This is a genomic window from Methanosarcinales archaeon (genome assembly GCA_014859725.1).
GTDB lineage: Archaea > Halobacteriota > Methanosarcinia > Methanosarcinales > Methanocomedenaceae > Kmv04.
Genome location: JACUTQ010000002.1, coordinates 22,264 through 48,610 on the forward strand (window position 1 = coordinate 22,264; position 26,347 = coordinate 48,610).

Genomic DNA, 26,347 nt, shown 5'->3' on the forward strand with positions numbered 1-26,347 from the left:
AGATGCGGTCACCACTCATCCGGCTGAAGTAGCTGACGTCATCGATCTCGCACTGGACATTTCAGGAATCCAGGCGGTAGCAACAGAAATCAGATGTTTTCAATTGAACAGTATATCTGGCGAATACCTTTCTTATTGCGCTCACTTACCCGTTCCATCACCAGTTCGGCCATACCACCGCTGGCCAATACCAGGCAGTTAAGCCCCCTCAGTGCAGACAGCATGGCAGATTGTATAACATCCACCTCAAAATTCAGGTGAATAGCTGCCTTTCTGGATGTTACCTTGGCAGATGTACCCATAGCACCCACCCTGTCAAATCCTAACATCATTCCACAGATCATTTCAATGTTAACCTGATTAGACCCGCCTTCAATGACACGTGGGATTTTCAGCACATGGATAGTCCCTGTTTTAGATATCAGTGATCCAGTAACATCCTCTACCAGCACTTCGTTGCCTGCTGCTGCATCCGACAGCGTTCTGCCTGTAACATGATTTTGAAAATCTGCAACAGCCAAAATTGTACCTTCACTCATTATGAGGCCTACCTTTTGCCCCTCCTGTAAGGGGCAGTCAGCCACCGCACATCTGACATCCGTGATGGGGGCTTCCATGGAATCCACAAGGTCCAGTATAGTCATGGGAACATGTCCTTCAGCTATCCCCCGGGCTTCGAATTCCCTGTAGGTCTCAACAATGGTCGGAAGTCTTAATTTTGACTGCTCGATAAGTGTCCGATCTGAAAAAATGCTGCGTGGATGTCCGGATGCACGGATTTGACCACGATTGATGACATATATGATATCAGCCCAGGTTGATGCCAGGTCAACATCATGGGTCGAGATGAGAATGGTCTTTCCTAAATGATTGAACTCATTTAGCATATCCACAACCTCGTCCGCACCCACCGGATCAAGATTGGATAGGGGCTCATCAAGAATTATCACTTCCGGCTCCATGGCAACAACGCCTGCTATTGCAACTTTCTTTTTCTGCCCGCCGCTTAAATAATGGGGTGGTTTGTCCTTGAATTTGGTAAGACCCATATATCCAAGAGTACTGTTTACACTGTTTGCGACCTCTTCTGTTCGAAATTCAAGGTTCCTTGGACCGAAAGCCACGTCATCATATACTGTGGGTGCAAATATCTGGTCATCTGAATTTTGAAAAACGACCCCGATTTTTTTCCGGATCTCACGAAGCGATTTTGCATCGTATCCAAATGGTATGCCATTTAGCAAAATCTCACCACTTTTAGGCTTCAAGGTCCCGTTCAATAGTAAAAATAGTGTGGATTTTCCAGATCCGTTCTGTCCTATAAAAGCTATCTTTTTTCCTTTTTTAATTTCAATGTTAATACCATCAACGGCCAGAGTTCCATCCGGATATGAGTATGTAAGATATTTTGTCTCTAAAATATTCATGATTTTTCCTCAAATAGAAACATAATTTATGACATACGAAGTGGCCATGATGAAGACGAAATATGAAGAGGTTAGAATTACTTCAGATATTTTAACCGGTCTATTGGGGGTGGAGATGGTCAATTTACCATCATAGCACCTGGAATTCATAGACAAATATGTTTTTTCTCCCTGTTCCCATGACCGTATGAATAGAGTGCTCAGCAACATGGACATCGAACGAATTGAACTTTTAAAATCTTTGTATCCCAGTCGAACAGTCTGAGCATACTTAATATTCATAGCTACATCCAGAAATACGAATATATAGCGATACATCAGCATTGATAGTTCGATCAAAGGCTCTGGGATCCTTGATGTCTTAATAACAGAAAAAAGCTCGACCATGGGTGTTGAAAGAGCAAGAAAGAACAAACAGGACATTCCACTTACTGTCCTTGATATCACCAGCACTGCCATATTGAATCCTTCCCTGTTTACAGATAGAGTAGTATTTACAATGCTGATACGGAATACTTCATTGCCTGATCCAAAGAATAACAATATGATGATCGATCCCATCACGGCAAATACCAGCGGTGCAAATATGAGCTTTATATAAAATCGAATGGGAATTTTTCCGATATAAACCGTTGCGAAACTCATACAAATGGCGATAATAAAAATAATTACGGGTGATGTGGATGACACACCGAAAAGTAACCCGAAGACTACAATAGCCAGTTTGAGCCAGTTGTTGCTATATCTTAAGGGGCTCATTAACGCATAGTCATCAATAAGATTTTTCATAATGAATTCTCACATTGAAATTCCATAATCATGTGGATTGATTTTTCCCTTTATAATATCCAAAGAAGTAACCTATGATCAAAGCTCCTATGGCAGCTTGAAGTGCAAATAGAAGACTTTCGATCTCACCACTTGGAGGTTCCCATATAGGTTCAGCTATTGGTTCATAGGCCCCCCCTGTCAATTCTTCAATCACACCCTCGGCCTGACTATCTGCACCACTAAACTCAGCATCGGTAGAAGAAGAAATGTATAGGAACTGGGCCACGAATATCAGGATAATTGCAGCGACAATAAGTTCTCCTTTCATACCCACAACTCCTTGATCTTATGAATGGTCTTTTCATTGATCACTTCAAGTTTTACCAGAACATCACTTCTGACCTGGATTACATATTTGAATATAAGCGCTGTAAAAGCTCCTTCGATAATAGCAAGAGGAATCTGTGTCAAGGCAAAAATGGCTGCAAATGCTTTGAACGATACAAGCACACCTCCGGTTTGTGCCGGAAATGCCAGGGCAAGTTCCAGGGAAGTAACAACATATGTAGCCCAATCGGCCAGTGCGGTCGCCAGAAACACAGTTAGATAGAAATTAAGATTTAATTTCATACCGAACTTGAATATAATATAGGCAACTACCGGGCCAGCTATACCCATAGAAAAAACATTAGCACCCAGGGTTGTCAGACCGCCATGGGCCAGAAACATGGCCTGATACAGCAATACTATAACTCCAAGAACCGCTGATATTGCCGGCCCAAATAGAATAGCAGCCAATCCGGTCCCTGTTGGATGAGAACAACTTCCTGTTACTGAAGGTAGTTTAAGGGAGGAGAGTACGAATATATATGCTCCAGCTACAGCCAGTAAAGGTAATATCTCACGTTTATCAGATATGAGTTTGTTTAACTTATAGACACCATAAAATATTACAGGAGTCGATACTGCAAACCAGAATTGCCACCAGGGACCGGGTAAAAAACCTTCCATAATATGCATAGTGATTCTCCAAATCAAGTTTACTTGTTTTATAACAAGTAAACTTGATAAGTAGATTTAACATTTAAAAAGGTTTCTATTTAATAATCTCAGATTTGATAGTCATAATACCTTTGCTAAGCCATACTTTTTTCAACCATATTGGTTGAATCAAAGGCAGTGGTGATATAAAATAATTTGAAACCGCTGACAACAAAGATGAAATAACAGTTTTCCCTCCACTCTCACTAGCATACACCCCAGCCTATGCGCCGCATGGCGTTGGGGACTGCTATGGTTACAGCTGCCCCTCCCGGGGACCCGACAACGTGTTTGCCGGTGAGGTTACCAACAGGGGCTTTGCTTCTGGTCCTGGTTTGATCGATGTACTAGGGATTGGTTCTTAACCTGCGGACCGGCTTCTGAAAGATGATCTGCAAGGGTTTTATGTTTTCTTCGACGCTTGTATTGATTCCGGGTTAACAAGCATAAATGATATTAGATATTGAAATCCATTTTTTATTAATACCCTATTTCTGAAGTATACCTTTCATTTTTTTTATATAAACATTAAATTATTCCGTCCATGTTTTATTTATTCTAGAAACTTTTTTATACGATTTCGAACAATATTACATATTAATTTTTGGGGCAAAGAAAATGAAAATAAGAGTAGTAAGTTCAAAAAATGAAATCGGTACTGTAGGAAAAAATGAAGAATTTATTCATTTAACATTCAGACCATCTAATAAGGATATTTTCCAACTGGTTCAGAGATGTAAGAATCTTAAAGCTATTCACATACCAACTTCCTATAAAAAAACAATATCAAATTCTACTTTAATGTTCCTTGAAATGCAAAATATTACATTAATGGAAGGTGATGTGTGGGGTCATAGAAAAGATATTAATGAATATTATGAGATTAAACCCAACGTATTTGAAAGAATTAATGAACTAAAAGATGCTGGACATTCAAAAGATCAGATAACATCTCAATTGAGCAAAGAAACTCAGTTAAGCAAAGATTTGATTGCTTTTTTAATATAGAGACAGTTCCTTTGAGTACCAGCCCAAAGGATGCAGGGAGTAAAGCAAATAATGGGTTACAAGACCGTTTATAGGTCTCCTGGATGGAATGTAAATTCCTAGAGTTTCTTAACCTTTTTATCGATAAGTTTTATGATCTTATCATATGAAGGTGGCGGCCCGGTTCTAACTTTTTTATTATCAATGAACAGGCCATCTACTATACCCCATTCCTCCAATACATTCCTTTCATTGGTAGCAATCTCCCTGAAAACAACATCTTCACCAAATTCTGCTGCGGCCCTCTTTGCCCTCTCATACGTTAAGTTCTGGGCCGGGCACCATCCATTGATGAATGCAGTTACTGTCACTTTACCTGGTATGTTATCAGGCATTTTCTTTTGTTTTATCCATCTGGGAGGAGTGACATCATCTACAAAAGGTTTCCACAGCAGCATAGAAATACCTTCCCTGTCAACGTTGGAATATCCCTGTTTCTTGAACCATGATGCTTTCATCCAGAAGGGAAGGAATATACCCCATGCAACTATGCCTTTTGCACCGAGATTTTTTGCATCGGTCTCTGCTGCTTGCAGCAATGCTTTTCCCATCCCTTTTTTTTTAAAATTTCCCCTCCCCTCTTTATGAGCATGGACCCAGATACAATAAATGAAATACAGGTCTTCCCCTTCTACAAATGAGTGCTCGATGGGACCGTATTGAATCATTCCACCTACTTTTTGGGTATCATCTCTGGCAAGCTTAACTCTTAACCCCTTATTCTTCATTCTGTCATACCAAAGTTCCTTACGAGTGCCTGCTTCCTTCATCTCGTCTGACCAATCCTCAAGGCACATTAAATATAATGGCTTATACTCATCTGTAAGATCGATTACGTCCACGTTTCATCCCTTCTCTTTAGATATTTGTTCAAAACTCCAGCAACGTTCTCTGATACGGGTCATCCACAACTTCCAGGAGCATATCAAACTGTTTTTTGATCCTTTTCATCAGATGTGCCCTGAAATTTGGTTCAGGGAAAAGATATATAGGATTCTTAATGACCTCCATCCTGTTCAGGTCGAACAACCCAGGTCCTTCCATCTCAAGAATATGCCTTGAGAAATGTTTCGCTGCAAGGTAGAAGTATTCGCATGTCCGCCCGTATGTATCCAGATACTCAACAGCAAGTTTTGGATGCACTTTTTCCTTCCATTCCTTGATCTCTATACCTACTATGTAATGTCTTTCAGAACTTCTGAAAACCGCAATGATGTCTGCAAGGTTGCATACACTCTTTCTGCACACGAAGGGTTTCAGATGCATCTCTGATGTATGAAAGACCGGCGTACCATGCTGATGGATCGAGTTAACGATCTCATGGGAATTGATAGTTGTCCCGAACCTGGAAAATTTCACATACAATGATAGGTGAAAAATAAAGAAAAATATTGGGTAAGTGAGGTGAAAGTAATAGCGTTAATTCTTACTTTGCATTATACTGTCAATTCTTCAAATAACCACTTGAATTCCTGGGGACGAATTAAAAATGTAAGATTATTAATGGAACGTACAAGTCCGTACATCTCCTGTGACCTGGTCAATCCAACATCATTAAAATTCCCTGGCTTTATTTTCCGGACTTCAGGAACATTCCTAAAATTAGGATTTGGTATCAACCCTTCCTTTGTTAAATAATAAGCGGCCCCATGCATCTCAATATATGGCTTATAAACCGATGAAAAATTTCTGGACACCCAATTGGCCATTTTCAGTTCCTTGTTACTGGCATTTATCGTCACATGTCCGTAATCAGGTGGGATGATCACCTTATCTCCGGCTGAAGCTTTTATCAATACAACGTCAGATACAACCCCAGCATCCCGTTTCTGCAGCAGGTAATGTGCCTCGCCGTTCAGGACCTCATATACTTCCGGATATGAGGTGTTGGTATCTGGTACAATAGGATGATAATGACCCTGGGTCTTTACATATTCTTTACCAAGCATGGCAGGAGGAATAATAGTAATATCATACCGAAGACCGTGTTCTTGAATTATCTCACGGTCTTTGATGCTGAGGGCCAGGTCCCGGTACATGTAATAAAGTATCCGGTCTCCAGTCTGCAAAATGTCCGGATCAAGCAGGACGGAAGACATATCTGATAACATCCTTATGCCAGGTTCCTGTGTCTTTCCTCCGAAGGTAAGTGTTCTGTCCATATATATTCCCACATGCATTTTTTGGATTGAATGATAATAATAATAATATTCTAATGAAACCTGACCATTCTCCCAATTTCTTCAGGATAAAAAGACAATACTGTACCAATGGTTATTAAAATTGTGGCCACCCAGAACAATGGTAAGTGAAGGCCACTGGTGCGCATAATCACAAAATCAAACACAAAAATCACGATTCCCATATGCAGCATAGCAGACCCGACCTGGATAAAATATCCATCCCTCTCAAAGGTCAGGCCACCCCATTTTATTATTGTCAGAATCATAACCGCGGTCTGGATAACGATCGAAATCCCAAGCAAAAACCCAAGACTGGCCTCAATATTGAGGACAAGCGCGATGATGATGTTCAAAGCCAGGATTCCTGCTCCAGATGAAAGCAGCGTCTGCCGGGGCACGATCCTTTTTGGTATGCATAATCCCAGGATGACCAACAATAATACAACGAATGGATAAATGTATAGGTTCATGCTGTCGATATAATGCCCGTATAGAGGTGTTTCAATCCAATTGGGCATTGATTCAGTTGTAATTGTGTAATATCCTATACCATATAGGCACACTAATCCTATAGCAGTTAGCACTGCTGCGGTAACAACCATAATATAGAAATTATAGGTTTTTGGTTTCATGGTCAGTTTGAGGTTCATCTTCTGATCATCCTATTATTATTGTGTTGTTATTGTGTTACAGCATGTATACCCGGTGCAATATATGTAAGTAGATATGTAAAGACCAGGGCCATGAAACATAATATACCGATTATTGCCGTGGCACGCCACATGTTGCGCTTCTTCAAATAAATCCTGGTGTGCAGATAAGCAGAGTACAGCACCCACATCATGATGCTGCCATTGACCTTCGGGTCCCACCACCACGACTTACCTTCCCAGGCCACTACAGCCCAGGGATAACCGATGAGCATCCCCACGGTCAGCAGCAGGTACCCTACCCTGGCATGGCTGTAAGATATCCTGTCAAATATCTTCTCACGCCGGAATAACATGAATACACATCCGACAAAGGTAACAACAAGAGATGCATAAGCTATGAAAAGCATGGGTGGGTGGGTCCACATGTATTCTGAATTATAATAATATGTTAAACGGAAATACATCTGAATGAGAAATTGGAACAGCACATCAGGGTCTCCCATATTGCTTGCCTGGTACCAGTTCGTAATCTCCAGATGCACACCGGGAAGTGGTTCCCTGAACGGATTAGATATGAAATAAGTAAGCACAGCAAAGGCGGCAAACATTATATTAAGGCTTGATGAGAATATTGCAGTCATCTTGGTTTTTAGAAAATCATACCTTAAATTTGAAATTGCCAGGAATATTGAGATACATAAGGTCCAGAAATAGAGTTTTTCGGTCTCGATCCAGAGGGGAATGGCAAATCTCATGGCGTTTATCCTTACGCCTGTGGTTTGGGCAAAATAATTGGATAGTTCGGCAGGGTAGACAAGTTCAATTGCCTGATAGATGCGAAGATGGAACCATGCAATAATAATAAATCCCAAAAACAGTAACAGTGTATCAACAATCCTGAGCTTTTCTGCAAATATGTATGCGCGGGTATCATTGGATAATATATGATAAATGGAAATTATACCAAGGAACAATGAAATTAGGAAAATTACAGTAATTATGGGCTGACCTATGGTGGTCACAGCTTCACGTACTGTGATGTATTCCTGGTAAGACATCTTAGGTTAAATAAATCTAAAATATTAAAAATTTGATGCTCCCGCCTTCTGGCTGGATTTATTCGGACAATGTTAGGGCACCATGGGGACACATGGTCACACAGGTCCCGCACTGGACGCATTTGCTAACGTCCATCTCGATACTCCAGTCATCCTTGAAGGATATCACGCCAGTAGGACATACCGAAATACATGCACCGCAATTGACACACTCATCATCGTCCTTGATAACAGGCAGCTCAAGTCGTATGATCCTTGCACCGCGTTTTTCAAAGGCTTTAGTGACTTCATCATACCTGTCCTGTGGCACATCTATTACCACTTCGCCTCCTTTTGGTTTAACATCTGCCCTATCGATATTCAACAGTGCCTTAGTCTCAAGTATCACTTCTGCTATTAATGGCTTAGCTGTGATTTCCGGAGTAGCGTATAATGTGATCTTCATAATTCTTACCTCCTTGTCATCAGTTTACTGATATCATCGCTAGTAATAATCCCAACTACTATATTTTTGTTATTAATAACAGGCAGGGCACTGATATTATGCTGCTCGAGCTTACGTGCTGTAGTTTCTATAGGTTCAGTGATATCAGCAGTGATCACTGTCCTTGTCATGATATCATCCAATTTATCCCGTTTATTCTGCGCTACTGCTTTTGCCACGTCCCATGCTGTAATTATGCCCACCAGTTTATCTTCATCTGACACCACTGGCAAGTGGTTGAAATTGCCTTCCATTATGACTTTAGCTGCATCTTCTACTGTAAGTCCCTGTTTGATGGTGGTGACCCTTGAAGCCATTACATCGGCTACGGTGGGCTGTTCCTTGATCTGCTTCATGGGTTTGGATACACCCTCGTTTGGCAACCTTTCAACAGGCAGAGTTGGATAAAATAACCCCTTCCGGATAGATTCCTTTAATTCCAGGGCAATACCCCTGGCCTCATGGAAGCTTGACATGGGTGATGTGGTCACTTCATTACCGTTAATGTCGATCATCCCCGACTTCAGTTCTTCGTATGTCACCTGTCGCAATACGGGACGACTTCTCCTTGCTACGCCGTAATCAAGTACATTTGTAGTAATGTTTGCGTCGGTGACTGCTGTGGCTTTTGCAATATCGGCATTCAATATGGGTATAGGTATGCCGATGCCCACATACAGCGATACTCCGTATTTATGGAAGGTTGCGCCCCTGACATATTTCTTGTTCATCTTCTTCAGGTCACCCTGAACCATGAGCGTCCCGAAATTGTTAGATGGGTCATGCTGTGTCCCCTCCCCTGTGATATACCCCTGAGCCCCGCACAGGAATATCCTGGTACCTACACCAATAGTCTGGTAGGTTGGATCATTGAATATGGGTGAGAGTACGCCAGCTGCCGAATATGTAGCATTTCCATTGTTGGGCAGCAGGGTTCCCATATAAGTATAAAGTGTTCTATCAGAACAATTGGTAGCAACATTATATTTTTGATAAGCATTCCTGGGATTCATCATCACTGCCTGGTTAATGTCATCAATAGTGACAGTGGTATCCAATACTTTTCTGGGATAACAGTCGGTCCCGTGCGCTGTAGCATGGATATCCACAGACTTACCACAAACCAGGTCCTCAATGACATGGGCTCCTCCGTATTCCATACCCCTTGTCTCGCTCATCTGGGTGGCTCCGATATAAGCATCCACTGCTGCCAGGCCGCTATATGCTTCAACATCGTTAAGCCAGACCTTCTGCATCTTGATGGGTGGGTCAGAGTGTCCGAAATTCAACCATGCACCAGAAGAGCACATAGCTCCAAAGGTGCCTGTAGTAACAATATCAACTTCCCTGGCTGCGCCTTCTGGCCCCAGTTCTGCCACGATATGTGGCATCTCTTCGGCTGTAACCACATGGACGCTGCCGTCTGCGATTCTTGCATTAATATCCTGTATAGTTTTTTCTCCCATGGCAATCACACATGATGTAATAAATGTGCATCATATATATTACTTATGGTAATATGTGTGGGGAAATTAATGTAACTATTTTATTCACCAACACCCGCAACCCACGCATTCCGTATTATATTATAATAAACATCACATCAGGAGAAGATAACCTTCTCTTCGGATTGCTATTTCATGAGAAAATACTCGCAGAAGCTCGCATTTATAAATATGAAACTTGGAATATTATTTAGGCACGTTTTAGTTGTAATGGTGATATATTATCACCATATTTCTCCTGTGCTGCAATCAGTCTTTGCTTTTGCTTTTCCAGCACCTCAAATAATGTCTGTGGTGTATCAGCTACTTTTGTTTTGTAGAACTCCTGCACTCGATCGATCTTGGCTAAATTTTCCGGTACACGCACAGAGAATTGCTTAATGTAATCCTCTTTTGAATAGTCTTTATTAAGCACTTCCAGGAACAGCTTATTAAGGTCCTCATATTTTGGTATGAACCCGGTGGGCGTTTCTATTGCCTCAACTTCGTTATGCGAACGCAGTTCCATCCATTTAAGCCACACAGCCTTATCTGTTTTATCATTTGTGAACTTCCCTTCCCTGTCTTTAAGGAAATAATTAACAGAGTATATTGACGGTGAATTATTCAATTTAGCACCAAAATCCAGATGACTCTCTATGTATCTTCCAATAGGTATAGACAGGAAATCCAGGTTTGACATTGGATTGATTTTTCTAACACCTTCTTTTCCCAGTGTAGCAGCAGTAGTTTCTGATTCCAGTGCAGCACCCATAGTGATAACACCATGTACCCAATCAAAAGATTCCTCAACAGGCACTTTTGTGTCCGAATCACGTCCACCGTATATTATCCCACCTACCAGCACACCTTCAGGATCATTGAGTTTTGGATCCACATTATCCAATAATTGCATATCAAGTGTGAACCTGGCATTCGGATGTGAAGTCGTTATTAAATTACCGTTTTCGTCTTTCTTTCCAGGTGTCCATTCCCCTGCATAATTGAACCCTTTTTCAGGCTCTTCACCATCTTTGCCTATCCAGTGGACGTCTTTCTCTTCTGTGACAAGTATATTGGAGAATATTACCTCACCCGGGTTGTGAAGCGCTTTCCAGATCAGGGGGTCGTCTACTGAGTTTACGCCCTGAATTATCCCGAACATACCGTTCTCGGGATTGACTGCATGTATTACGCCATCCATATTCCTGAGGTAGGCTATATCATCACCAACAATCGACTCTCCGGGCAGCATGGAAGTAGATGTTTTTCCGCAGAGCGAAGGAAACGCACCAGTAAAATAGGTTACCCTTTCGGATGGCCCATGCACACCCATGATGAACATATGCTCTGTGAGCCAGCCTTCTTTTGAGGCTCTTTTTATCGCAGGGCGCATAGCTAACTTTTTAAGCCCTAATGTATTCCCGCCATATTGTGTATTCGTACTAAATACAATCTCGTCTTCAAGATCAATATAAACCCGGCGTTCATCAATGTTCTTGGAAGTCTTTCTCTCATCCAGCTCTCCTGCTGAATGTACAAACTTTAAAAAACGTGCCGATCGCCCCAATCTTACGAACTCTTCGTATCCCTGCCTATATAACTGATCCTCTGAGTGCGCAACATAACCTGAATCGGTAATTTGAACTGCGGGTATGGAGAATTGTGAATTGAGTGGTCCCAGACAAAAGAAACGTATGAACAGCTGGTTCCCCTGCATTATGTCTTTTAAATTCTGGCGAATTTCCTTAAGCCCCTCCTCTCGGTCCATAGCATTTATATTTTGTCCTAATTCAACACCCTGCGGCAAAAGGTACTTAGAATTATCCTTATCCCTGGCCTGATCATGATAACCGTCAAAATGATAAGTATGACCTTCTACTGCAAGCTCCATTTCCTCTCCTGCTTTGATCGTCTCCTGCCTGACATACAGGATATCCTCAGGTGAATCTGTGCAGACAAATATTTTCTCAGGGTTGCAAAGCTCAATATATTTTGCAATAAATTGATATAGATTAGGATTATCTATTTTAATGAGTTTCTGGTAATTTCCCTCACCTAACCTTGCTTTTAACATCTCCAATGTTCCATTATCCGTCGTATTCATGTTCCAAAACCATTCATACTCATCGTTATTAAATATATCGTTGAAGGTTGTCCAACCTATCCCCTGTGACTAATGTATTTTATTCAGTAAGAATATTAAGCATAGATATGATCTTAATACCAGATCCAGTTAAATAATATATCTGAAAATTACCATCACGACGGGAATCCACTATCCCGGCGTCTTTTAATAATTTAAGATGGTATGAAAGAGCAGGATATTTATAATCAGTAATTTCCACCAATACACAAACACACAGGTCACATAGTTCCAGAGCTTTTAGGATTCGAATCCTTACAGGATCGGATAAGACCTTAAATAATGATGAAATCTGGTCCATATCTTCTTGCATCACATTTTTGACTTTATTTTCCAGATCATGTGAGAGTTGGTACGGGATGGTGCATTCACTGTTTTCTTCAAATATTCTCATAGGTGTTTCAGGCATGATCGTAAACTTGTTATCTATGTTAAGTTGTAAATAATCTTTGCAGCCATTATCAGGAGGACAATGCCCAATATTTTCAGAATCGTTTTTGATTCTACATGAGAAACCATAATCCTGGACCCTATCTGTGCACCGACAAATGCTGCAATCCCTGTATATACCATAATATCGGAATCAATATTGCCTATTCCAACATGGCCTAACAATCCCGAAAGAGACGTGAAAAAAACAAAAACGGCAGAGGTCGCTGAAGCGGTCTTTGCTTTAAATCCAATCAATAAAAGTAAAGGTATGGCAAACACGCCGCCGCCAAGGCCCAATAGACCGGCCGCAAAACCGATAACCATTCCGGAAATTCCTGCTATTAGAATGGTTTTGTTAGTAGAGGTGGGGGTCATTAATTTTGGTTTAAATGGTAGGAACATCCTTATGCCAGCTATTGTAAGAACAACTGCAAACAGGGCCAGAATGATATTATCGTTCAAGAATTGGTATGTATATGCCCCTAAGGGTGCAAATAACACTGATGTTATTATCAATGGAGATGCGAAGCCCAAAGCGATCATTTTCTCTTTATAATATGTCACAGAAGCCGAACCGGCTGTGATGCAATTGAGCAGCAAAGCCGTGGGTATGGCAATTTCAAAAGGAATTCCAAGCCAGTAGAACAAGGGCACATAAATTATTGCACCCCCCAGACCTACAATGGAAAATACAATAGAAACAAAAAAAACGATCAGTAATATTATTATAAATTCCATAGGTCAGGATTAATAAAGCGGTTTCTAGGCTAGCATTATTTCTTTAAATTTTTCGGCGGGAATATCCATTTCCACAAACAACGCATTCAGCAGTGCAATGACGCAAGATTAACTCCGCTGCGGGTTGTGACAAGCGAGGCTTCAACTCCCCCAATAGTCTTAAAACTGATCACCAGTTCTGTTAAACTTGATATGAGGTCTTGTGCCATAGATAAAACCCATTATACCTTTTTACAGGCATTTTTGATAATTATGAATTTATCTTTGCTCATAAATTAAACACAATATAAGGTTACCGATGTTATTATATACATTATTATTATTATAAAGATATATTCTTATTTAAATACCTTTAAATTGATGTGGAATATAATTCAATAGAATAACAATGAGGGGAAAATAACATTGGCAAGAGATTCGATCGGAGTAATTTTCGGGAAAACCGGAACACATGAATTTAGTTTTGCTGTGCCTGATAGCAGCCTGGTAAAACGTACTGATTATGTGAAAGTATGGCATGAGAATGAAGGCTGGACATTGGCACAAGTTATATCAATGACAAGCAGCAGTGAAGATTTTAAGCTAAATCAGGCTTCCGAAGCAGCCGGAGGCGCAAATGTTGAAAGTCCTGAAAGCAAACTTGTGGCTGAAGCTTCAGTAATTGGAAGCCGGAGCAAGGATGGATTATTAAGAGCGCCACGTACTCCATTTTCTCCCGGGGATAAGGTGTTTGCAGCAGATCATGACCTGATACGCTCGACCCTTGGATTGTCGCACGGTGATATTTATATCGGGTTATTGGAAGGGCAGGGTATTAAGGTATATCTTGGCATGGACAACCTGATACAGAAACATTGCAGTATCCTTGCAAAGACGGGCAGCGGGAAATCATATACTGCCAGCGTGATACTTGAGGAATTGCTTGAGAGAAAGGTTCCGCTGCTTATCATTGATCCCCACGGAGAGTATGGGTCACTGAAGGAACCGGGCTCATTTGACCAGAAAGCTTTTTATGAAAAATACGGAGTATCGCCGAAAGGATATGAGTCAGTTATCACTGTATATACTCCGGCAAATAAAGTACTGAACCCGGATGCTGATGAATTATTCAGGCTGGATGGCAAAAATATGGCTCCAAAGGACCTTATGCAGATCCTTCCTGATGAGAAATCCAGTAATCAGCAGGGACTGCTGTATGAAGCTATTACTAAGATCAAGGCCGAGCAGGAATCTTATGATCTTGAAGATATTATTTTTGAAGTGGGGAATAATAAGAGCAAGATGAAATGGAATGTGATCTCATCCCTGGAATCTTTGCGGGAAGCCGATATCTTATCAGACCAACCCACTACTATCAGTGAGCTGTTTGTCCCGGGTCGGGCTGCCATTATCGATATGAAAGGTGTTGAGCCAAAACTGCAGAATATGATGGTTGCAAAGCTGTGCACTGACCTATTCGAGGCAAGGAAATTGGGGCAGATCCCGGCCGGAATGCTGGTGGTGGAAGAGGCCCATAATTTCTGTCCTGAAAGGGGATTTGATAAGACCGCAAGTACTGAGATCCTGCGAACCATCGCATCAGAGGGCCGGAAATTCGGTTTGGGCCTGCTGGTGATCAGCCAGAGGCCGGCCAGGGTGGATAAGAACGTTCTGAGCCAGTGCAATACCCAGGTGATAATGAAGATGACCAATCCTAACGATCTGAAGGCAATCAGCAAGGGTCTGGAAGGTATCAGCAGTGAGGTGGAGGAGGAATTGAAACGCCTGCCGCCCGGGGTGGCAATGCTTGTCTCTAATGATATTGAGCATCCGGTACTTGTGGATATCAGAGTGAGAAAGAGCAAGCACGGCGGGGAAGCAGGGAAGATGGTAAAACCGATACCTATCCAGGAAGAGTTATCTGCAGAGGAGCCAAAACGGCAGGTTATTAAACCTGATATGCAGCCAGTGAATGTGCCTCCCAGAAAGGAACCTCAGAAGTCGGAAGGAAGCAGTCTGTTTAGAAAGGTGTTCGGTTCCGGGAAATAATATTTATTTTTTTGAACGATACCGGGCCGCAGCCTCTTTCAAAGCTTCGATACCAGGCAGTTTCTCTCCTGCCAGAAAATCGATACACGCCCCGCCGCCCGTGGATACATGGTCCAACCTTGAATCCATACCCAGCTGTTGCACTACTGCAGCGCTATGGCCGCCCCCGATCACACTGAACCCCGCCCGGGTGGCTGCCTGCATCAATTCCACCGTGCCTAAAGCGAAAGCATCCTTCTCGAACATTCCAGCCGGGCCGTTCATGATAACTGTCCCTGCGGCCTTGATCTCTTCTGAGAATGCCACAATGGTCTCCAGTCCTATGTCCAGGATGGGCAGGCCAGAATTATGGTTCTTATTAATCACATCGATGTATTCCTCAATACGTTCATTATTCTTATCCAGAGCCACATCAATGGGAAGTCCGATCTTATCATTGAATCTTTTCAGGAGCTTTTTGGCGATTTTTATCTGGTCAAAATAACCCTGTGACTGAATGAATTCCAAATTAGTTTTGCCGATATCCACACCTTTGGCTGCGAGGAAAACATTGGCTACTACTCCTGTCAGCAGTACCCTGTTAGCATTATTATTTGCCAATACAAATTCCGTGACCTTTAATGAATCATCCACCTTAGTGCCTCCCAGCACAAATATTGTGGGTCCGTCACTGTCATGTTCTCCCCTGCTCAAAGATGTGATCTCCTTATCCATCAACCTGCCCACCAGGCTAGGAAGAGTCCATGTAAATCCCATAATAGACAGGTGCGAGCGGTGAGAGACACCAAATGCATCATTCATATAAAAATCCATAAAAGGGGATAAACGCTTTACCATATGAGACGAGGCATGTTCCTGGGCTGACCGTTTCAAACTCTCTTCAGAAAAGAACCTGACATTCTCCAGCATAAGAATGTCTCCCTTCTTAAGTTTCTTTATCTCTGAAATGGCATTAGAGCCGAAAATATCATCTACATATGTTATGTCCCTGTCCAGAAGTCGTGACAATTGCTTTGCATGGGGTTCCATTGTAGTAAAATCACTTTTACCTGGCCGGCTTTGGTGGCTCATAAGTACCAGCTTTGACTCCTCCAGTTCCTTTACTGTAGTAAGAGAACTCCTGAACCGTTTATCATCAAGTATCCCGTTTTCAGGACCCATGGGCGAATTTAAGTCCAGCCTGCAAAGAACTGTTTTTCCCGAAAGATCAAAATCATCAATAGTAAGGTAATCTCTGGTTGACAAATATTATACCTCGATTCATTTACCTGGAAAGTGAATTATACAGTAAGGTAATTTAATCTTTCTATATTTGATAAAATTTTCAAAAAAAAGCTTGAAATAAGTAAATTCCAGCAATTCGGAATGTCGAGCAGAAAAAGAGAGGTTAGGGAGGGGGGGGTTAGTAATAAAAGACTCCAATCCTGCTCGACAAATATTATTATTAACATATAAGTATAAATACCTTCCCATAATATGATGGTGATGATGGATAACCAATAATATATTAAGAAGAATATACCCCATTAAAACATTTATATGCCACAACCACATATTAACCCCCTAAAAGAGGATTATCCAATAATGGTAATAGCAAGAGAACTGATCTTAATTGAAGCTCTTCCTTACATCAGGGAGTTCCATGATTCCATCATGGTGATCAAAGTAGGGGGTCATGCAATGGTTGACCCTAAAATCATGGAAGATATAGTCAAGGATGTTGTACTCCTGCGTTATGTTGGCATCCATCCCATTATTGTCCACGGTGGCGGGCCTGAGATAACCCAAAAAATGGAGACTATGGGCAAGAAAAGCGAGTTTGTGGCAGGACTTCGGATCACTGATGACGAAACGTTAGAGATTGCCCGAATGGTACTTGTAGGAAACATCAATACTAGAATTGTATCCCTGATCGGGCTGAATGGAGGAAAAGGTCTGGGCCTCTCTGGAAAGGACGGAAAGCTCATAATGGCCAGGAAGAAAGCCCTTCAACGAATTACCTATGAGGGAAAAGAACATGAAGTTGACCTGGGTTGGGTTGGTGACGTTGAGTTCATAAATCCCGAGATACTCATGATGGCATCAGGAAAAGGATATATTCCAGTCGTAGCACCCATCGCTGTTGATGAGAAAGGTAACAGTTTGAATATCAATGCAGATACAGTAGCTGGTGATATTGCAGTTGCTATGAGGGCCAAGAAACTCATACTCATGACTGATGTGCCTGGTGTGCTTCAAAAAACGGGTGATGAGTCAAGCCGAATCTCCCGCATTCAGATTGACACAATTGATGACTTGATACAGGAGGGCATTATTTCCGGTGGTATGATACCCAAAGTCAGGTCTGCAGCACATGGTGTTAAACGTGGAGTTGAGAAAGTACATATAATAGACGGCAGCAAATCCCACAGCATACTGCTGGAATTGTTTACTGATTTGGGCATTGGGACAATGATCTACCATTGATCAAAAATAAAATCTCTTCTTTGAAAGAGTTAAACATATAAAGTATACGAAGTCTATAAAGTCAAACCTCATTATCAGGAGATTTATTATTGAGTAAGAAAAAGCAACCTGCTAAGAAAGGATTCCTCGAAAGGGCCAGAGCAGCAGCCTCTCAGCAGCAGGCAACAGCAGAACGTGGAAAGACTAAAAAGCAGAAGCAGGAAGTAGTAGTATCAGAACCAGTCCCGGTTGTTGATAAGACCCCGGAAGAAAAAAAGAAAAATTATATAAATGGTATTATAAAGACAATTGTACCAGCCTTGATAGGGACGTTAGCTGGTTTATTCTGTTTTTACCAACTAAAGGACGGTACCGAATTTCCATGGATTTCCATAATGCTTCTGGTCATCATTTCCTCGTATTATGCTCAACGGATCATCTACCCGTTAATAAAGATCGATGTCAAAGAATTTGGGACTAAAGACTGGTTGTATGTGGAATTCATTACAGTTGATTTTTGGTTAGTGGTCTGGACATTATTACTTAATTAACCAAAACAATATTTTTCAGGTGAAATCGTGAGGATCGCTATTGTAAATAAGGACAGGTGCCAGTTCAAGAAGTGCAACCTGGAATGTATACACTTTTGTCCCAGGGTGCGGACCGGAGATGAAACTATAGTCCAGGGTGAGGATGGCAAAGCTGTTATTTCTGAAGAATTATGTGTAGGCTGTGGGATCTGCATTAAGAAATGTCCCTTCCATTCTATTATGATAATAGGGCTGCCAGAGGAATTAGACGATCCCATCCACAGATACGGCCAGAATGGTTTCGCTCTTTACGGCCTGCCCACCCCTGTAAAAGGTAAAGTGACCGGTATCCTGGGTCAAAATGGTATTGGTAAGTCCACAACTGTGAATATTTTGAGTGGAAATCTTATGCCCAATCTGGGTAAGCCTGATACAACCTGGGATGAGATACTGGATATTTATTCCTCCACAGGATTGTATGAATATATGAAAACCCTATCAGAGGGCGCGATAAAAGCCTCACATAAACCTCAATATGTGGATAATATACCAAAAGTCGTCAAAGGCACGGTCTCCAGATTGTTGGATAGGACTGATGAACGGGGGATTATGGATGAAACAGTTGACAAACTTGAGATTATCCATATACTGGATCGGGATATCAGCGATCTCTCAGGTGGAGAACTTCAAAGGGTGGCATTGGCTGCCTGTGTCAACCGCGATGCAGATTTCTATTTTATAGACGAGGTCAGCCCGTATCTGGACATCTACCAGAGAATCAATGCAGCCAGGATTGTCCAGGAACTGGCTCATGATAGTGCAGTGATGGTGATTGAACATGACCTGGCACTATTGGATCTGCTTGCAGATACTGTTCATATAACATATGGTATCCCAGGCGGATATGGTGTGACCACCCATCCCAAAGGTGTTAGGGTGGGCATTAACGAATACCTGAAAGGTTTCCTGCCTGAAGAGAACATCCGCCTACGTACAGAGGCTATTGAATTCGAGGAACATCCACCAAGAGAGCAGAAGGATATTCCTACTCTATTGGAATTCCATCGATTTACAAAAAAATATGGAGACAATGGATTCGAACTGATTGTTGGTAGTGATACGCTCGGGAATGAGATCAAACACGGCGAAGTAATTGGGATCGTAGGGCCTAACGGCATTGGTAAGTCCACGTTTGTAAAGATGCTGGCAGGAGCGGAAACACCCACCACGGGTAAACTTGAGACAAATCTTACCATTTCCTATAAACCCCAGTACTTAACAGGGGATTATCCATTAAAGGTCAGGGATTTTTTGCGCAGTATCAATACGAAATTTGATGCCAGTTATTACCAGACTGAGATAATTAAACCCTTACAGTTGGATGGATTGCTGGACCGGATGCTGCCTGAACTATCAGGCGGTGAGCTCCAGCGTGTAGCTATTGCAGGTTGCTTAGGTAAGACTGCAAATATGTATATTTTTGATGAGCCCAGTGCACACCTGGATGTAGAACAAAGGGCCATGGCCACAAAAGTGATCCGACGGTTCGCTGAGAACAATAACGTGACTGCCATGGTAGTGGATCATGACATTTATATGATCGATATGCTGGCCGAGAGGCTTATGGTATTTATGGGCCAACCTGCAATAAGAGGCGAGATACACGGCCCGTTCAATATGCGTCAGGGCATGAACCATTTTCTGAAAAATATTAATATTACATTCAGACGGGATGAAGAGACACGCAGGCCCAGGGTGAACAAACCGGATTCAAAACTTGATAGAGAGCAAAAATCTCTGGGTGAATATTATTATTCATTGCAATGATCGGATAGCATATTTCTCGCAATCCTCTTTGCAAGGGCCATTATAGTTAGTATTGGGGGGCCACCGGTAGACTCAGGCAATAAGGAAGCGTCAGTTATATAAAGACCTTCAATTTCGGTTTCAAGTTCCGGAGCCCTCACAAATCCGCCAATTCTTGCAGTCCCTCCCGGGTGTGCACCCCTTGGGTTCGTGCAGACAATGCTTGATGGATTGACTCCTGCTTCTTCTAATATCTCAGAAGCAGCCCGGACCCCATCTGAAAGGGTAATAAAATCATTTTCTGTCAGGTATTTGACTATAGTTCCATCACTTTTTACTTCACCTTGGTTTTCATCTCCTATTTTCACCATTATTCCAATTACATCCTCTTCTTTGACTTTTAGTCCCCTTTGCGTTAATATTTTCACTTGAAAATATATCCCTGCCATTTGCCCTTACCCCAACCACTCTTTTGTTTTTTATTAAAACTCTATCAACTCGTGTATTTTGTTGTAGAATTAATCCGTGTTCTTCAGCTTCTGTCAAGAATTCGAGAGCATTCCACTTTGCATTTTCAGGACAGCCCAAGGTGCATCTTCCGCACAATTTGGACTTGCACTTACTAAAGTCAATGAACTTTGGCATTGGTGTCACGTCATATCCGAGGGATTCTGCTGCTTCCAGGATTTTTTTCGTGCCCCTGCCTAAAATCCAGTCAGGGGTTTTGTTCACTTTTAGCTCATGTTCAAGGGATTCAAACTCGTGACTGAGATCAATTCCGAGTTTTTTCAATTCATCTTCTAATTTTCTCACGCAAGTTCCAGCGGTAACGAGGGTAGTGCCCCCTAGGCACGTTAGTCGTGCTATTTCTAATCCCTGCCCAGGCCAAAACGGCATTCCCTCATGTACCGGATCTTCAACAGTGGGTGTTAAATGGTTCTCGTACCGGGTATACGCCTGTTTTGTGTTCACCCTATTACCGGATTCGAGCAAGAGTATTTTGCCCTTTATTCTTCGTGACAACTCGCGTGCTATTGTTGCACCACCTGCGCCAGAACCTACTACTATGACTTCTGAAGTCATCTTAACCTCCGGGTGTGAGGGTAGAATCCAAAGGCTATCATTTTTTGTTGTGCTTTGTTCCAAATTGAAGATTCGAACACCCATGAAATCGAAGATTTCATATGACGCACAAGAGACCTCGGACGTAGTCCCAGAGGAATCATACCATCACAACATTGCTGTAATTGACTCATATTCAGGAGGCACTCATTAATAGATATAATTAATCTCGATCAACAGTTGTATTTCCTGAATGTTAATAAAGAGATAATTATGATCAGTGCAATTGTGGGTACTGCTTCAAATCCAGGAGTCCCTCTCGGTCCCGATGCCTCTTTTACTAACTGTTGTGAAGATGTAGACATCGATGCCCCCTCAGCAGTTGGCTCTATTTCAACTACGAGAAATGAACCCGACGGGATAGCATAGTCTTCAACCGCCTGAAAATATATGGTGTTCTTTCCAACCGTTAGATGCTCGGTAACGTCCCGCGTATCAATATCCAGGTCAGGATAAGGTGTACCGTTGCAGATGCCCGACCAGTTCCTGTCATTGACATACAACATGTTCGCATCCCAGTTGCCTGACTGGACAATGGTCCACAAGGTGGCTTTCTTTATCGGACCATGTGAAATTGTGGGGTTCATCATCTCAGTGATGGTCTGGTCAGGTGTTGTGTAGGTCGGTGTGCCGTCATCCTCTGCTTGCGAGTTGAGCATATCACTTCCTTCATTGACCCAGTATTCGATATCCTTTCCATTCACATCAGTGTATACCACGAGCAAACCAATACCATTCATGCAGAAATATGTACCATCAGGACCGATATTCTCAATGACAGCTGTATGACTGCCAGATCCGCTTACAATACTCGTAATATCATACGCCCATGTGCCGGCGGGATAGTCATATATTCCCCACCCCTTTCTGTCACTGTACTGTTGATCCGGCTCAAGCTTTTTATTATCAAAGGTCAGTTCCATATCCGGATACGTGCCAGTTGAACCCTTGGCACTCCAGGTCCAGTAATTATAGAGCCGTGCGAACTTCACTACCCTACCTTCTGGTAACGATACGGCATAATGCACGGTATATGTTTCACCAGTCCAAAGCTTCCCGCTGTAATAACTGTCCCCTATCGTATAATCCAATCCGCCTCTTATGGTGTCATGGCCAAAAGTTGAAAGCGGTTTATCGGCTATATATCCATTCACTTCCGGTTCCTGCGCTGCTGCCGTAACAGTTAGTAAGCTCAGCAATATTATGCATAAAATTATATTTCTTTTAAGTATATTTAATTCCATTAACTAATTCACTCCTTTGTAGTTTTCCGGAACATGCAATGCTACATGCGCTTGAAAATATCCTCCTCTTCAACTACATCTGTTTAGCCGAACGTATTTTTGCACTCATTGATATTTCCGGAGAAGCGACTTCAGCTTCTGACGCAGGGGTGGCCTCAGGAAAATTCCGGTCCAAAAAAGACACACCCTTATAAATAGCGATTACATTATCCGAATCTGTACTATTGGTGTATTCCTCTCCCCAGAGGTTCCAGGTTGCATGTGCTTGGGGCACTCGGTGTGCTCCAACCTGTTCGGGGATCATCTGATATGAAAGCACTCTTCTCTCACGGGGTGCCAGAACAAACTCCCAATCCAGATCCGGTTTGTTATCTGTTACCGTTCCATTGATCAATGTGAAAAATATCGGCAGGGCATCATCCAATCTGATCCTGACCGGTCGGGATTGGATATTTACCACACTTATGGAAGTATATACAGTCTGTCCCGGATGTGCTTCGTTTGTTGTGCTTTTAAATATTTTAATAGGCTGTGTAATCCTGACTGTGTTGGACTCTGTCAGGAAATTTCGTGTCCCGTGAGCATCGATCCAGCTCATATTTACCGATATGTTATAGAATCCTTTTTGCAGAGCAGCCGGGAACCTTAACTTGATATCCTCAGACCGGTATGTCCCTTCATAAAGACTAAAGCCGGATGGCAGATCTCCTTGAATGGTCAAACCATCTGTAACAACATCAAGATGAATATCATCCATCTTTACCTCTCCAATGTTTCTGATCAGCACGGCGGCAATTATCTGCTGATCGATCAGGTATTCATCTTTGTCTGTGGAAATACTCAGAGCCAGAGACCCTGGATTTTTCGACGATTTCTCGGTATCAAACACGATTTCAGCCCCCGGGGAATAAACACTGCCGTACATTGGTAAAATCCTCTGGTCTGTAACATTAATGCCCTTTAGCCTGATCCTGCTGTTATCCAAATAATTCCAATTTGAATCATTATTCGCCAGCACCGTATTCCCGATAAATACTCCATTGCAGGATACATTTATTCCAACCATGCCGTATCCATCGAATTCAACCACATTTATCGTATAATCTCCCTTTGAAACAGCAGGATTCTCAAGACTGAGCGTGAAGGTGGCGCTGTCCCATTCAGTGGCAGAGGCCGTTGGAAATGCAATGGTGATTATGAAAAATGCGAGGAAAAGGATCCTTTTTATCACTTCGATCCCCTCCTCCACAAATATAAGGCGGCTATTGATACAATGAAAATTATTACTGCAGGCCCTGAAAATAATCCCCTGGTCTTATCAACAGGAGATTCGACAACTGAAGTGTCTGTATTAATAATACTCCCTCTTCCCTCAGATGGTATGCCGCCCGATTCCCTGTTCTGTTGTACCAGTGATTTTACCACAACGAATTCTGTTGCTGAATTATTTGCACCATCTACTGCACTTACAATAATCTTATTGTATCCATAATACAGTGAAACCGGTGCACTCCACCCGGAACCTGAGACAACAGCTGCCACTTCGTTTACCAGAACTGTGATATTCCTGCTTGTATCCTCAATAGTTCCGCTGACTGTAATAACATCCGTTTCTACAATTTCCCCATCTTCGGGTTGGTCGATTTCAATTTCGGGAGGTGTGAAATCAATGACATTCAAAATCAGGGGCGTGTTATTATTATTTGACTCGCACAGCTCTGTTTTTCTATCATTGGGATCAGCATAGACCCACAGTATATATTCACCATCACTGTCCGGTTTCCAGTTAAAATCAATGCTTCTGTTCCTGCCTGCGGCCAATGATGATATGGAAGCTGTGGACACAATTTCATTGTCTGCATATAGAGCTGCCTGGAAACCATAAGCTGGATATTCACCGATGTTTTCTATGGTGGCAGTAATGGTATTGCTGTTGCCTGCATACAGAATAGGAACTTTAACACTGGAAACCGTAAGATCCGTATCTCCTTCTTCTTCTGTGTGCAAGGTCAGCACAGCCAGCACAGGATGTAAATTGCCTTCTTCAACCCGTTCGAACCTTGCCTCATTTGCTTCTTTTTCGAGATAGTCTATTACATCAAAGGTTTTGAAATCGAAATAATCCATAGAGTTTGCCATAGAGTTTGCTATGTCGTCACAGTTGTCTCCATCACATAATTTTTCATCGTTGAAATAGAGATAGTCGTTCTCGTAAGGTGAACCTGTAAGATAAATTGCTGTAAGTCTGGCAACAGGGAACTTATCCACATCTACTGAACCGGTAAATTTTGCTAATGCTTCATCATTCGTGTCATGCAGATTCACATTCCCTTCATTAATCCAGTATTTTACCTCCTCTCCCTCCGATGCTTCGTATACTGCCACAAGCATTATCCCATACACCCTGCCGTCAAAGCCGGTACTGATTTCCTCAGTGGTTGCTGTTGCAGTCAGGGAGTCTTTGGTGGTCAGGGAAGTAATATCATAGTTCACCCAGTAGACACCATTACCGGCACACCATACATCTGGATTCGAATCTGATGACCCCTCAAGGATGAGAGTGCCAAGATCATCCCCATTGAATGTGGTCTGCAATGTGCCGCTGTATGTCTGTTTGCCTCCCCATACTCCCACATACAGTCTTGCCCATGTTACATTACCTTCAGGGACATTAAAAGACTGGGTATAAGGAGCATTTTTATCGGGTAATCCATGGCCGCCATCCACATATACGCCACCTTTGACAATACCTTGTTTGACTCCATCAAGCTTATCAGTAGATGGATAACCGTCGAAGTTATATTCTGCCAATGCCTGATGAACAGATAATAGCTGCAGCACAGCTATCACGATGATTACAAGATATTTGTGCAGCTTTAATTTTCTAATTGTCACTTGCTTTTCCTTTTTTTAATGCGGTAGAACACTCCCACACCAGTGATTATTAATATTATCAATATGGCTAGTATAATTCCTGAATTTGATACGTTGGCATGAACTGGTACCTTGATGCCATGACCTATACCAATATCTAAAGATGTGGAGGAAACAGCCACATACGCCATGAAATTGAAATCCCCTATAACAGAAATCGGTGGCTTTAATGTTAAAATCACCTCTTGGTTCTCATTTGCACTTAATGTGAAGTTATCGGGCGAGATATCAAACCATTCAGCATAATCTTTATCCACATATACTTTATAGTCTGAAATTTCGGTGCCGGTATTGAACACGAACAGCGATTTAGTATCTGAACCCCCGATCTGCGCACTGAAGTTCAAATTACCAGGAGTGACGCCTACCCCGGAAGCTGATACCATTTGTGTAAGCACCAAATAAAGCATGATATACATCAACATCTTTATTAACATTTAAAATTCCATCATAATTTTGTTTGACCTATCTTATCTTATCATTTCTTTTTCCGCAATAGTTGCATTGTGATCAACAAGCCCAGCAAACCTGCAAGTAAACTGAAACCCTGGAATACCCTTATTATCTTCCCCGGACGACCCATTAGTCTCGTCTGCAATTTCTGTGGATTCGGCAACAACACCTTCTCCATATGCTTCTCCTCCAGATACCGTTGCAACGCTTGTGGCAGAATCATCTGCGGCTTTTGTTGCAGTGGGATTAACAGTGGAACGCATCAAAAGAAAAAGCACACAAAATGATATTGTTAATGTTTTCATATTCGCATCAGCAAAA

General features: G+C 42.1%; 25 protein-coding genes and 1 pseudogene. 5 read left to right on the forward strand and 21 right to left on the reverse strand.

Features of this window, described 5'->3' with window-relative positions:
• Positions 1 to 89 precede the first annotated feature (89 nt).
• From IBX40_00400 to IBX40_00415, 4 genes are read right to left on the reverse strand one after another with little or no spacing between them, the layout of a single operon-like run.
• Positions 90 to 1,427: an ATP-binding cassette domain-containing protein gene (locus IBX40_00400; protein ID MBE0522789.1), complete on the reverse strand. Its 1,338-nt coding sequence runs from the start codon at positions 1,425 to 1,427 to the stop codon at positions 90 to 92.
• A 9-nt stretch (positions 1,428 to 1,436) separates the two neighbouring features.
• Positions 1,437 to 2,216 carry a cobalt ECF transporter T component CbiQ gene (gene cbiQ / locus IBX40_00405; protein MBE0522790.1) on the reverse strand — a complete coding sequence of 260 codons (780 nt, stop codon included), beginning with the start codon at positions 2,214 to 2,216 and terminating at the stop codon, positions 1,437 to 1,439.
• A 28-nt stretch (positions 2,217 to 2,244) separates the two neighbouring features.
• Positions 2,245 to 2,526, reverse strand: coding sequence for an energy-coupling factor ABC transporter substrate-binding protein (locus tag IBX40_00410; GenBank protein ID MBE0522791.1), 282 nt, complete (start codon positions 2,524 to 2,526; stop codon positions 2,245 to 2,247).
• A complete protein-coding gene (locus tag IBX40_00415; GenBank protein MBE0522792.1) occupies positions 2,523 to 3,218 on the reverse strand; it encodes an energy-coupling factor ABC transporter permease in 696 nt (231 codons plus the stop codon). The genes IBX40_00410 and IBX40_00415 overlap by 4 nt, the downstream gene beginning before the upstream one ends.
• A 639-nt stretch (positions 3,219 to 3,857) precedes the next feature.
• On the opposite strand from IBX40_00415, the gene IBX40_00420 reads away from it, so the two are divergent.
• Positions 3,858 to 4,247: a DUF1699 family protein gene (locus tag IBX40_00420; GenBank protein MBE0522793.1), complete on the forward strand. Its 390-nt coding sequence runs from the start codon at positions 3,858 to 3,860 to the stop codon at positions 4,245 to 4,247.
• Positions 4,248 to 4,345: 98 nt separating this feature from the next.
• Here the strand turns inward: IBX40_00420 and IBX40_00425 are convergent, their stop codons facing one another.
• The 10 genes from IBX40_00425 to IBX40_00470 all read right to left on the reverse strand — a co-directional run bounded on the left by IBX40_00425 (position 4,346) and on the right by IBX40_00470 (position 13,464).
• Entirely contained in the window at positions 4,346 to 5,128 is a 783-nt protein-coding gene (locus tag IBX40_00425) for a GNAT family N-acetyltransferase (GenBank protein ID MBE0522794.1), read from the reverse strand.
• Positions 5,129 to 5,156: 28 nt separating this feature from the next.
• Entirely contained in the window at positions 5,157 to 5,645 is a 489-nt protein-coding gene (locus IBX40_00430; GenBank protein MBE0522795.1) for a hypothetical protein, read from the reverse strand.
• Positions 5,646 to 5,722: 77 nt separating this feature from the next.
• Positions 5,723 to 6,448 carry a glucose-6-phosphate isomerase gene (locus IBX40_00435; GenBank protein MBE0522796.1) on the reverse strand — a complete coding sequence of 242 codons (726 nt, stop codon included), beginning with the start codon at positions 6,446 to 6,448 and terminating at the stop codon, positions 5,723 to 5,725.
• A 50-nt stretch (positions 6,449 to 6,498) separates the two neighbouring features.
• Positions 6,499 to 7,119 carry a hypothetical protein gene (locus IBX40_00440; GenBank protein ID MBE0522797.1) on the reverse strand — a complete coding sequence of 207 codons (621 nt, stop codon included), beginning with the start codon at positions 7,117 to 7,119 and terminating at the stop codon, positions 6,499 to 6,501.
• Between the two features lie 29 nt (positions 7,120 to 7,148).
• Positions 7,149 to 8,180 carry a cytochrome c biogenesis protein CcsA gene (gene ccsA, locus IBX40_00445; GenBank protein MBE0522798.1) on the reverse strand — a complete coding sequence of 344 codons (1,032 nt, stop codon included), beginning with the start codon at positions 8,178 to 8,180 and terminating at the stop codon, positions 7,149 to 7,151.
• A gap of 58 nt (positions 8,181 to 8,238) precedes the next feature.
• On the reverse strand, positions 8,239 to 8,625 hold the full coding sequence (locus IBX40_00450) for a 4Fe-4S binding protein (GenBank protein MBE0522799.1): 387 nt from the start codon (positions 8,623 to 8,625) through the stop codon (positions 8,239 to 8,241).
• A gap of 5 nt (positions 8,626 to 8,630) precedes the next feature.
• Positions 8,631 to 10,130: a homocysteine biosynthesis protein gene (locus IBX40_00455; protein MBE0522800.1), complete on the reverse strand. Its 1,500-nt coding sequence runs from the start codon at positions 10,128 to 10,130 to the stop codon at positions 8,631 to 8,633.
• Between the two features lie 229 nt (positions 10,131 to 10,359).
• Positions 10,360 to 12,255 carry a phosphoenolpyruvate carboxykinase (GTP) gene (locus IBX40_00460; protein ID MBE0522801.1) on the reverse strand — a complete coding sequence of 632 codons (1,896 nt, stop codon included), beginning with the start codon at positions 12,253 to 12,255 and terminating at the stop codon, positions 10,360 to 10,362.
• A gap of 79 nt (positions 12,256 to 12,334) precedes the next feature.
• Entirely contained in the window at positions 12,335 to 12,688 is a 354-nt protein-coding gene (locus IBX40_00465) for a winged helix-turn-helix transcriptional regulator (GenBank protein MBE0522802.1), read from the reverse strand.
• A gap of 32 nt (positions 12,689 to 12,720) precedes the next feature.
• On the reverse strand, positions 12,721 to 13,464 hold the full coding sequence (locus tag IBX40_00470) for a sulfite exporter TauE/SafE family protein (GenBank protein MBE0522803.1): 744 nt from the start codon (positions 13,462 to 13,464) through the stop codon (positions 12,721 to 12,723).
• 405 nt (positions 13,465 to 13,869) lie between these two features.
• Here IBX40_00470 and IBX40_00475 point away from each other — a divergent pair, with 405 nt between their 5' ends.
• Positions 13,870 to 15,492 carry an ATP-binding protein gene (locus tag IBX40_00475; protein ID MBE0522804.1) on the forward strand — a complete coding sequence of 541 codons (1,623 nt, stop codon included), beginning with the start codon at positions 13,870 to 13,872 and terminating at the stop codon, positions 15,490 to 15,492.
• 3 nt (positions 15,493 to 15,495) lie between these two features.
• Here IBX40_00475 and pgk read toward each other — a convergent pair whose 3' ends face one another.
• On the reverse strand, positions 15,496 to 16,737 hold the full coding sequence (pgk, locus tag IBX40_00480) for a phosphoglycerate kinase (protein MBE0522805.1): 1,242 nt from the start codon (positions 16,735 to 16,737) through the stop codon (positions 15,496 to 15,498).
• 339 nt (positions 16,738 to 17,076) lie between these two features.
• Between pgk and argB the strand changes: the two genes are divergently transcribed.
• From argB to IBX40_00495, 3 genes are all read left to right on the forward strand, one after another.
• On the forward strand, positions 17,077 to 17,958 hold the full coding sequence (gene argB, locus IBX40_00485) for an acetylglutamate kinase (protein ID MBE0522806.1): 882 nt from the start codon (positions 17,077 to 17,079) through the stop codon (positions 17,956 to 17,958).
• A gap of 89 nt (positions 17,959 to 18,047) precedes the next feature.
• Positions 18,048 to 18,488 (forward strand): hypothetical protein, encoded by a 441-nt coding sequence (locus IBX40_00490; protein ID MBE0522807.1) that lies wholly within the window; start codon positions 18,048 to 18,050, stop codon positions 18,486 to 18,488.
• Positions 18,489 to 18,515: 27 nt separating this feature from the next.
• Complete coding sequence (locus IBX40_00495) at positions 18,516 to 20,294, forward strand: ribosome biogenesis/translation initiation ATPase RLI (GenBank protein ID MBE0522808.1); 1,779 nt, start codon at positions 18,516 to 18,518, stop codon at positions 20,292 to 20,294.
• On the opposite strand, the pseudogene IBX40_00500 reads toward IBX40_00495, so the two are convergent.
• From IBX40_00500 to IBX40_00525, 6 genes and pseudogenes are all read right to left on the reverse strand, one after another.
• Positions 20,279 to 21,356: pseudogene (locus IBX40_00500) on the reverse strand (GMC family oxidoreductase). The gene IBX40_00495 and the pseudogene IBX40_00500 overlap by 16 nt on opposite strands.
• A gap of 212 nt (positions 21,357 to 21,568) precedes the next feature.
• Positions 21,569 to 22,639 (reverse strand): DUF3344 domain-containing protein, encoded by a 1,071-nt coding sequence (locus IBX40_00505; protein MBE0522809.1) that lies wholly within the window; start codon positions 22,637 to 22,639, stop codon positions 21,569 to 21,571.
• Between the two features lie 73 nt (positions 22,640 to 22,712).
• Positions 22,713 to 23,870 carry a hypothetical protein gene (locus tag IBX40_00510; protein MBE0522810.1) on the reverse strand — a complete coding sequence of 386 codons (1,158 nt, stop codon included), beginning with the start codon at positions 23,868 to 23,870 and terminating at the stop codon, positions 22,713 to 22,715.
• The gene (locus IBX40_00515) at positions 23,867 to 25,534 is read right to left on the reverse strand and encodes a DUF3344 domain-containing protein (GenBank protein MBE0522811.1); all 1,668 of its coding nucleotides are present in this window, start codon (positions 25,532 to 25,534) and stop codon (positions 23,867 to 23,869) included. The genes IBX40_00510 and IBX40_00515 overlap by 4 nt, the downstream gene beginning before the upstream one ends.
• Positions 25,531 to 25,983, reverse strand: a complete 453-nt coding sequence (locus IBX40_00520) for a hypothetical protein (GenBank protein MBE0522812.1) — start codon at positions 25,981 to 25,983, stop codon at positions 25,531 to 25,533. Before IBX40_00520 ends, IBX40_00515 begins: the two co-directional genes overlap by 4 nt.
• Before the next feature lie 60 nt (positions 25,984 to 26,043).
• Complete coding sequence (locus IBX40_00525; protein MBE0522813.1) at positions 26,044 to 26,331, reverse strand: hypothetical protein; 288 nt, start codon at positions 26,329 to 26,331, stop codon at positions 26,044 to 26,046.
• Positions 26,332 to 26,347: the final 16 nt, after the last annotated feature.